10 protein-coding genes are annotated in these 9,392 nt (G+C 64.4%); 8 read left to right on the plus strand and 2 right to left on the minus strand.

The genetic code is table 11. The annotated features are described in order from the left end of the window. On the minus strand, window positions 1-1,290 hold a 1,290-nt coding region (locus VEZ38_RS14860), incomplete at its 3' end, for an NAD(P)-binding domain-containing protein (RefSeq protein ID WP_324894733.1). Window positions 1,291-1,472: 182 nt separating this feature from the next. On the opposite strand from VEZ38_RS14860, the gene VEZ38_RS14865 reads away from it, so the two are divergent. The 5 genes from VEZ38_RS14865 (at window position 1,473) to VEZ38_RS14885 (ending at window position 6,632) form a co-directional block, all read left to right on the plus strand. After that, on the plus strand, window positions 1,473-2,831 hold the full coding sequence (locus tag VEZ38_RS14865; RefSeq protein WP_324894735.1) for a glucose-6-phosphate isomerase: 1,359 nt from the start codon (window positions 1,473-1,475) through the stop codon (window positions 2,829-2,831). Window positions 2,832-2,918: 87 nt separating this feature from the next. Further along, window positions 2,919-3,572 (plus strand): YigZ family protein, encoded by a 654-nt coding sequence (locus VEZ38_RS14870; protein ID WP_324894737.1) that lies wholly within the window; start codon window positions 2,919-2,921, stop codon window positions 3,570-3,572. 73 nt (window positions 3,573-3,645) lie between these two features. Continuing rightward, entirely contained in the window at window positions 3,646-4,293 is a 648-nt protein-coding gene (locus VEZ38_RS14875) for a TetR/AcrR family transcriptional regulator (protein ID WP_324894739.1), read from the plus strand. Continuing rightward, a complete protein-coding gene (locus VEZ38_RS14880) occupies window positions 4,244-4,564 on the plus strand; it encodes a winged helix-turn-helix transcriptional regulator (protein ID WP_324894741.1) in 321 nt (106 codons plus the stop codon). The genes VEZ38_RS14875 and VEZ38_RS14880 overlap by 50 nt, the downstream gene beginning before the upstream one ends. Window positions 4,565-4,715: 151 nt before the next feature. After that, complete coding sequence (locus VEZ38_RS14885; protein WP_324894743.1) at window positions 4,716-6,632, plus strand: methyl-accepting chemotaxis protein; 1,917 nt, start codon at window positions 4,716-4,718, stop codon at window positions 6,630-6,632. 114 nt (window positions 6,633-6,746) lie between these two features. Here VEZ38_RS14885 and VEZ38_RS14890 read toward each other — a convergent pair whose 3' ends face one another. Next, window positions 6,747-7,121, minus strand: a complete 375-nt coding sequence (locus VEZ38_RS14890) for a response regulator (protein ID WP_324894745.1) — start codon at window positions 7,119-7,121, stop codon at window positions 6,747-6,749. A gap of 72 nt (window positions 7,122-7,193) precedes the next feature. Between VEZ38_RS14890 and VEZ38_RS14895 the strand changes: the two genes are divergently transcribed. From VEZ38_RS14895 to VEZ38_RS14905, 3 genes are all read left to right on the plus strand, one after another. Then, window positions 7,194-7,517 carry an Hpt domain-containing protein gene (locus tag VEZ38_RS14895; RefSeq protein WP_324894747.1) on the plus strand — a complete coding sequence of 108 codons (324 nt, stop codon included), beginning with the start codon at window positions 7,194-7,196 and terminating at the stop codon, window positions 7,515-7,517. 153 nt (window positions 7,518-7,670) lie between these two features. After that, window positions 7,671-8,660, plus strand: coding sequence for a MoxR family ATPase (locus VEZ38_RS14900; RefSeq protein ID WP_324894749.1), 990 nt, complete (start codon window positions 7,671-7,673; stop codon window positions 8,658-8,660). After that, window positions 8,660-9,392 (plus strand): DUF58 domain-containing protein (locus VEZ38_RS14905; RefSeq protein WP_324894751.1); only part of this gene is annotated, 733 nt, incomplete at its 3' end. The genes VEZ38_RS14900 and VEZ38_RS14905, both read left to right, overlap by 1 nt.

A 9,392-nucleotide genomic window follows, 5' to 3' on the forward strand; every position in this document is an offset into this window, starting at 1 on the left:
GATGCGGACGAACGGCGGCAGGCCCGACAGCATACAGCCGTAGCGGAAGGCGCCGCCGTCGGGCACGACGCGGATAATGCGTCCGGTAATCGGCGGCAAATCCGCTTCCTTCGGGAAGTGGATGACGACGAACATGTCGGCGGCGAGGGGGAAGGCGGAGCGTACCTGCAGTCCGCCCTCCGACAGGTCGTACAGCGTCGCGTCGATCTGCTGGCCCGAGAACGCGCCTTCCTGCTCCCATTGGTAAATCGAAATGTGGAGCGGGATGTTCATGGCGACGCGTTCGGCGCGGCGGCGTTCGTCCGCCTTCCGCGTGTCGGCGGTCGAAGCGGCGGCGGCAGCCGGCGCGGCCGGAGCCGAGGGGGAGACGTTCGCGGGCGCGGCGCCTGCCTGCAGGCCTCCGCCGACCGACACGTCGGCCCACTCCTCGTAGCATTGGAAGATGGCCGACAGGTCGAGCTCGCCGAGCCCGCGCGACTCGCCGATCGCGAACAGCTCCTTCGCGCCGGCCAAAATCGGCGTCGGCACGCCGAGCTCGTCGGCGAACGCGGAGGCGAGGCGCAAATCCTTCAGCATAAATTTCATAGAAAATTGGTTGCTATAGTCGCGCCGGAGCAGCTTGTCCCGCTTGAGCTCCAAATACTTGCTCGCGGCGCCGCCGCTGGCGACGACATCGAAAAATTTCGCCGGATCGACGCCGGCCTTCGTCGCGATCGCGAGCCCTTCGGCCAGCGCGGCCGCATGGATGCCGACGATCGCGTTGTGCGCGAGCTTCGTCTCGGAGCCGGCGCCCGACGGTCCCATATGGACGTAGCCGCGGCCCATCGCGGAAAACAAATCGGCGGCCGACTCGATCGCTTCCTCGCGTCCGCCGACCATGAATAGCAGCGAGGCGCTCTCCGCGGCCGGCTTGCTGCCGGTGACGGGCGCGTCGAGGAAGTCCGAGAGACGCGCTTCCGCGTCGGCGGCGAGCCGCCGGCTCAGCCCCGGGGAGACGGTGCTGCAGTCGATCAGCGTCGTGCCGGCCCGCACGCCTTCGAACAGGCCGTTCTTTCCGTAATACGTCGACTCGACCGACGCGTCGTCGCCCAGCATCGTCACGACGACGTCCGCTTCCCGCGCGACGTCTTTCGGCGTCGCGGCGACGGTCGCCGAGGGGCGTTCCTGCGCGATCGCGTCCGCGCGTTCGCGCGTCCGGTTGTATAAGACGACCTCGTATCCCTTGTTCAATAGATTCAAGGCCATAGGCCCGCCCATCGTGCCCAGACCGATAAAGCCGATAATCCGCATGCGTCGCACCCCTCCAAATAATCGAACCTGCGCGTTGTTGCTGCCTATCGTCCATCTTACCATTATTTCGGATGGGTTGGATAGATGGACGAGCGCGGCCCGTTCGCTTGCAATCGGCCGGACCGTTCATTATTCTAGGTGGAGAGCGTAAATCCAGACTCATCCATAAGGAGGATTTTCCCTTGACGTCTCCCGTAACATACGATTACAAACCGGCGCTGCCGTTCGTCCACCAGCACGAGGTCGACTATAGCGCCGCACAGGTAGCACTCGCGCACGAACAGCTGCACGCAAAGACCGGCGCGGGCAGCGATTATCTCGGCTGGATCGACCTGCCGACGAACTACGATAAAGACGAGTTCGCGCGAATCAAGCAAGCGGCCGAGCGCATCCGCGCCGACTCCGACGCCCTCGTCGTCATCGGCATCGGCGGCTCTTACCTCGGCGCGCGCGCCGCGATCGAGATGCTGACGAACCCGTTCGGCGCCGTCCTGTCCAAGGAGCAGCGCAATGCGCCGCACATCTTCTATGCGGGCAACAATATTTCCTCCACGTATATGGCGCAGCTGCTTCAGGCGCTCGAGGGCAAGGACTTCTCCGTGAACGTCATTTCGAAATCCGGCACGACGACGGAGCCGGCGGTGGCGTTTCGCATTTTCAAAGAGGCATTGGAAGCCAAATACGGCAAAGAAGGCGCGAAGAAGCGCATCTATGCGACGACGGACGCTTCGAAGGGCGCGCTGAAGAAATTGGCGGACGCCGAAGGGTACGAGACGTTCGTCATTCCGGACGACGTCGGCGGCCGCTATTCGGTGCTGACGGCGGTAGGCCTGCTCCCGATCGCGGCGGCGGGCGTCGACATCGACGCGATCATGGCCGGCGCGCGCGACGCGCAGCAGCTGTACGCGAACCCGAGCCTCGAGCACAACCAGGCGTACCAGTACGCTGCCGTGCGCAATGCGCTGTACAAGAAGGGCAAGGCGATCGAAATTCTCGTCAACTACGAACCGAGCCTGCACTTCATCTCCGAATGGTGGAAGCAGCTGTACGGCGAGAGCGAGGGCAAAGACTTTAAGGGCATCTTCCCGGCGTCGGTCGACTTCAGCACGGACCTGCACTCCATGGGCCAGTTTATCCAAGAGGGCGCGAGGAACTTGTTCGAAACCGTCATCCAGGTGGAGAAGGTCGGCATCGAGCTGAGCGTCCCGAACGATCCGGCGAACGTGGACGGACTGAACTTCCTGTCCGGGCGGACGATCGACTTCGTGAACAAGAAAGCGTTCCAAGGCACGCTGCTCGCGCATACGGACGGCGGGGTGCCGAACACGGTCGTGACGCTCGCCGACACGACGCCGTATACGTTCGGACATCTGGTGTATTTTTTCGAAAAGGCTTGCGGCGTCAGCGGTTACCTGCTCGGCGTCAATCCGTTCGACCAGCCGGGCGTTGAGGCTTATAAGGTCAATATGTTCGCGCTGCTCGGCAAGCCCGGCTTCGAGGCGAAGAAGGCGGAGCTCGAGGCGCGGCTCGGCGCGCTCTAAGCGCGATAGAGGAATGCTGGCGCGGCAATCGAAGGCTCACTCGGCGGTACGTCGGGTGGGCCGTTTTCCGTATGAGGAGGGTCCGTGGTGAATTTGCCATACTATAAGACGGTGCGCGGGTACGGCGAAGCGGAAATCGTCATTAAGCGGTCGCAATTCATCGGGCACGCGAAGCCGGTCGAGACGGAGGAGGAAGCGGTCGCCTTCGTCGAGGAGATGAAGCAGCGGCATAAACAAGCGACGCACAATTGCTCCGCTTACATCGTCGGGGAACGAGACCAGCACCAGAAGGCGTCGGACGACGGAGAGCCGAGCGGCACGGCCGGAAAGCCGATCCTCGAAGTCATCAAAAATCGGGGACTCAAAAATGTGGCCGTCGTCGTGACGCGTTACTTCGGCGGGATCATGCTCGGAGCGGGAGGCCTCGTGCGGGCGTACACCGACGGGGCGGTCGCGGGCCTCGCGGCGGCGGAAGAAGTGTATAAGGTATTGCATACGCCTGTAAGGGCGACGTTCGACTATTCGTGGCTCGGCACGGTCGAATACGAGCTTCGAGGCCGCGGCGTACTGTTCGGCGACATCGAATACGCGGACAAGGTGACAGTTCGATGCCTGCCGAACGCATCCGAAAGTGCGCGTTTTATCGAATGGTTTACGAATTTGACTGCTGGTCAAACCGAACTGCAAGTAGGGGAGTCGGAATACCTCGAGCACAGTCAATTGCCATCGAACTCTCTTTAGTGCTTTTATGCAAAAAAGTGTTGAAGCGTTATTCAACCATGTGTATAATTATACGCAATAGGGAGGGATAACGGTGGCAAGGAGAATCGTGGAGCAAGAGCTGAGCCGGGATCGAATTTTGGATGCGGCGCGCGAGCTGTTCGTCAGCGAAGGGTATCGAGCCGTCTCGATGCGGAAAATCGCGGCCAAGCTGGGGTATAGTCACGGGTCGATTTACTATTATTTTCAAGATAAGGCCGAACTGTTCTACGCGCTCGTGGTAGAGGATTTCAACGCGCTGATCGCCCGCCAGACGACACTGCTGTACCGCTTGCAGCGACGCGACGTGGCCGCGCTCAAGCAGCTCATGCTGGAGTTCGTGCGATTCGGCTTGGACAATCCGCATCACTACGAAATCATGTTCATGATTCGCGATCCGGAGCTCAAACGTTATTCCCGTACGGAACAAGCGGAAAACATGAATTTGTTCTCGTCGATCGTACAGGAGTGCCTCGACAAGCACCCCGACCGCGAGAAGCTGCAATTCTCGCTGCCGTGGAACCTGTTTATGGCGCTCCACGGGCTGATCACGTACGCGATCCAGTTCGAGCAGACGTTCGAGGAAGTGCTGCCGCTCGCGACGCAGCACGTCGACTTGCTCTGCAACGCGTTCGAGCAGGGGGGTCACGCCCATGCGAAGCCGGAACTGCGTGTCGTCTCCGAGCGTAGAATCAGCGTTTGAGCTGCTGGGGAAACGTTGGACGGGGCTGATCGTCGCCGCGCTGATGAACGGACCGCGGCGATTTAAGGAAGTGGCGGACGGCGTGCCCGGCGTCAGCGACCGGATGCTGTCCGAGCGGTTCAAGGAGTTGGAGGAGGCGGGCGTCGTGCGGCGCATCGTCTATCCCGAGACGCCGGTGCGCATCGAGTATATGCTGACCGAACGGGGGCGCGCCCTGCAGCCTGTCATTCGGGAAATCCAGACGTGGGCGGAGCGATACGCCGCCCGGTGATCGAAGAATTTTGAACACGTGCGCGACAAGCGGAGAAAGCTTAGCTTTCGACGCTTTTTTTGCGTTTCGGACGGTTCCGCGATGTACAAGCGACGCCGTTTCTCCTATACTTGACGTAGTTAATGAAATTGGAAAAAGGCGGAATTCAAACATGGCTCTGTCCACCTTGCAAGCGAGAATCGTCCTCGTGCTTTTCTTTTTTATGCTGCTGCCGCTTGCGGCGGTGGGCGCTTATTTCTTCGTCAGCTTGGACCGCGATTTGGGCACCGTCGAGGCGGAGCGCATGAAGGGCATCGGCGAATCCGCGTCCGTGCTGCTGTCGCAAATGGGGGAGGACGCGCTGAACGTCGCAAAGTCCTATTCGTATTGGGAGGAGTATCGCGCGGCGGTCGCTTCGAACGATATGGAGTGGATCGAGCACAACGTGCTTACGATCACGGATGTCGTGTCGACGGTGCATTTCGCCGCGACGTTCGATACACAGGGGCGCACGATGGGGACGGCCGGCGACGGGGCGGCGTTCGGAAGCGAGCTCGACGCGGCGCTGCTCGAGCGTTTCCGAACGACGCCGGATTTCTACGGGCTGACGAGGATCGGGGACCGGACGGCGATGCTCGTCGTCACCGGCGTGACGAACGAGGAAGCGACGATGGCGCCGGCCGGGGTGTTCGCGATCGGCCGATATGTGGACGAGACCGTGATCGAGCAGCTTAGCAATGTATTTCGCTCGGACGTCGCGATCGTCCCCGGCGCGGACGCGCCGGCCGCGGGGGACGGGTTTCGGGTTCGGCTCGGGGAAGCGGGCCGGCTCGGGGAATACGCCGTTCCGCTCGCCGCCTGGAACGGCGAACGCGTCGGAACGCTGACCGTCGCCGCGCCGCTCGAGGCGTCCGACCGGGTCGCGAAGAACGTCCTGCGGACGCTCGCCTTGGTCGCCGCGACGCTCGCGCTGGCGGCGATCGCGCTTATCGTCTGGCTGCGCGCGCGCATCGTCCGGCCGGTTCAGCGGCTTGCGTCGGCGCTCGGAGCCGTCGCCGGCGGCGATCTGACCGCGGCGGCGACCGCGCGGGAACGAATGCGCCGCGACGAAATCGGCGATCTGACGCGGTCGTACGAGACGATGCGCGCCGGTTTCGGTCGCGTCGTCGGCGAGGTCCGGGAGCTGTCGGCGGCGCTGGCGGATTCGGCCGCTCGGACGTCCGAGCTTGCGTCGGCTTCGAAGGCGGACGGCGAACGGATGAAGGGCACCGTCGACGAGATGGAAACGAGCGCGCGGCAGCAGCGCTCCAGCGCGGAGGACAGCGCGAAATCGATGCGCGAGATGGCGACGGGCATCGGCCGCATCGCCGAAAATTCCGGTACGGTCGCCGAGGCGTCGCAGGCCGCGAACGGCCTTGCGGCGGAGGGCGGGGCGTTGATGGAGGAGACGCTGGCGCAGATGCGGGAGACGCTCCGTTCCGTGGAAGCGTCGACGGCCGCCGCCGAGGAGCAGCGCGCCTTGACGGAGCGCGTCGGCGAGGCGGTCGCGCTCATCGCGGATATCGCGAAGCGCACGAACCTGCTTGCGCTGAACGCGGCGATCGAGGCGTCCCGGGCCGGCGAAGCGGGCCGCGGCTTCGCCGTCGTCGCGGGCGAGGTGCGCAAGCTGGCGGAGCAGTCCGCCGAATCGTCGGGCCGCATCGGCGAGCTGCTAGAGTCGATCCGCGAAGGGGCGACCGGGACGGCGCGCGCGCTGCAGGAGACGGCGGCGGACGTCGATGAAGGGGCGCGCAAGCTGGATGCCGCCTATGCGCGCTTCGGCGAAATCCGCGGCGCGATGGGGACGGTGGCGCATCAGATCGAGGACGTCTCCGCCGTGTCGCAGCAGCTGGCGGCCGGCTCGGAGCAGGTCAGCGCCGCGGTCGACGAGATGGCGATTTTCTCCGCGAAGACCGTCGACCGTTCCGGAGAGCTTAGCGGCTACGCCGCAGAGCAGTACGCCCGAATGGAACGGCTGGACGCCTCGATGCGGAAGCTGCAGGATGCGTCGCAGACGCTGTATCGGCTCGTCGAGCATATGCGAGCATGAAAGAGGGAGCCCGGCCGGTAGCGATTCCGGCGGGGCTCCCTTTGTTTTTTGCTGGCCGGCTCGAAAAGCCGAATCTCGCGCGGAGCCCGCGGCGACGCAAGCCGCCGCGTCGATTTACCGGAGGGCGAGGACGGCGAGGACGCGCTGGACGAACGGCTCCGGGTCGATCGGCTTGGCGATGTAGCCGGCGATGCCGTAGTTCGCCGCTTGGGTTACGCGGCCCTTCGTCGCGTCGCCGGTCAGCAGCAGCGTCGGCGTATGGGCGAGCTCCGGGTCGGATTTAAGGCAAGCGATCATCTCGAGGCCGTCCATGCCCGGCAGGTTGATGTCGAACAAGAACAGGTCGAAGGCGTCGCGCTTCACGTCGTTCGCGAGGAACGATTCGGCGTCGTGGAACGCGACGACCATGTGGCCGCGCGAGGCGAGCAGCGAAGAGACGAGCATACAGAACGACTTGGAATCGTCGACGAGCGCAATATTTTTTCCCACGGAATCTGCCTCCGAATATGGTATAATTTGAGAGGTCAAGGTTGTTAATGAAAAAGCCGGGGTGGGCGACGAGTGACGAACGATGAACGGTATCGGCGGATACTGGAGGCGACCAGAACGCTCTTTTTGGACGAGTTGCGCGCGAAGAGCGCCGATATCGCGAATGCGGTGCATCGGTGGCGCGAAGGCGCCTTGTCGGACGACGCGCTCGTCGAACATCTGTATCGGCAAACCCATACGCTCAAGGGGGTCGCGCTGACGGTCGGCTTCGAAGACGTGCACGCCGTCGCGGAAGCGGTCAGCGCTTTCAAGTACCGCCACGAGGAGACGCCGCTGCAGGACGCGGAGCTCGAGCTTCTCGTCTCGAAGGCGCTTGAACTGCGCGCGTACCGATAACGCGGGACCCCGGCGGCGGGCATCGCGATAAACTCTATTGTTTCACAATATATCATATCTACCATTTCGCGGAAACCAGGTCTAAAAGATTCGCATTCCGGGCACACTTGACAGTAATCATTCGGTTACGAGAGTCAAGGAGGAGTTCGGATCATGCGGTTATCCGGCCAAGGCAAGCTGTGGGATCGCCCGCAAGCGTTGCTAGACGGCGTCGCGCGGCAGATCGAGAGAGTCGTCATCGGGAAAAGAGACGCGATAGAGCATTTGTTAGTAGCTTTGCTTAGCGGGGGGCATGTGCTGCTCGAGGACGTGCCGGGGGTCGGAAAGACGCTGCTCGCGAAGACGGCCGCAGGCGCGCTCGGGTGCAGCTTTCGCCGCATCCAATTTACGCCCGACGTGCTGCCCTCGGACGTCACCGGGGTGTCGATCTATCGGAAATCGACGGAGTCGTTCGAGTTTCGGCCGGGGCCGATCTTCGCGAACGTCGTCCTGGCGGACGAGCTGAATCGCACCTCGCCGAAGACGCAGTCGGCGCTGCTCGAGGCGATGGAAGAACGGCGCGTGACGGTCGACGGCGAGACGTACGAGCTGCCGCGGCCGTTCATGGTCGTCGCCACGCAAAATCCGCTCGGCTTCGAGGGTGCGTACCCGCTGCCGGAGGCGCAGCTCGACCGCTTCCTGCTGCGTGTGCGGCTCGGTTATCCGACGCGGGACGAAGAAGCGGCGCTGCTGTCGCGCCCGACCGTCGAAGCGTCCGCGCCGCAGCCGCTTCTGCTGGCGGAGGAGGTGCGGGAGCTGCAGCGCGAGGCGGCGGCGGTTCACGTGGACGAGCCGGTAAAGCAATATATCGTCGCCCTCGTGCAGGCGACCCGAACGCGACCGGAGCTCGCGCTCGGCGCGAGCCCTCGGGCGTCCCTCGCGCTGTACCGCGCGTCGCAGGCGCTCGCGTTGCTGCGCGGGCGGTCGTACGTCATTCCGGACGATTGTCGCGAGCTAGCGGTGCCCGCGCTCGCCCACCGGTTAAGCGTACGCGCGGAGGCGAGCTTCGCCGGGCATACGGCAGAGAGCGTCGTTTCGCAGCTGGTCGCGGCGACGCCGGTACCTTCGGCGCCGAATCCGTCGCGCATCGGAGGCGCGGTGTGATGCGCTCGCACCGCTGGGCCGTCCTGGCGGCGTGGGCGCTGCTGGGCTGGGGCTTCGCCGCGCGGGGCGGCTTCGCGTTTTCCTTCTTGTTTTATACCTATAGCTTGATCGCGGCGTACGGCTTCGCGGTCCGGTGGTTCGGCCTCGCCGGGGTGCGCGTGTCGCGGACGGTCCGTTCGTCGGACGGGCGCGAGACGTTCGACGGCGCGTTCGAGGCGGGGGACGAGGCGATCGTCGAAGTGACGCTGCGGCGGCCGTTCGCGCTGCCCCTGCCATGGCTCGTTGTGCGCGAGCGCGTCGGCGAGGCGGAGCACGACCTATTCTTCGGTGCATGGTGGTCGACGCGGGCGACGTACCGGTACGCGCTGCCCTTGCCGCGGCGCGGGGTGTTTGCGTTCGAGCCGGCCGAGCTGTGGGCGGGCGATCCGTTCGGCCTCGTGCAGCATCGATCGCGCGCGCGTTCGGCGCCGCAGGACGTGGCCGTCGCGCCGCGGCCGCGGCGGTACGGCTACGACGTCGATCGCGCCTTGCTGGCGCTCGGCGCGGGCCGGCAAGGCCGGCTTCGCCGCGAGGGCGACGAGCCGGCGGATTCCCGTCCGTATCGGGACGGCGATTCGCTTTCGCGCGTGCTGTGGAAGCTGGCGGCCCGGACGGACGAGTGGCGCGTGCGCCGGGAGGCGGCGCCGGCCGGCGCCGAGGAGACGGCGATCGTCGTCGACGCGAGCGGCGCGT

It is taken from the genome of Paenibacillus sp. (assembly GCF_035645235.1).
Lineage (GTDB): Bacteria > Bacillota > Bacilli > Paenibacillales > YIM-B00363 > Paenibacillus_AE.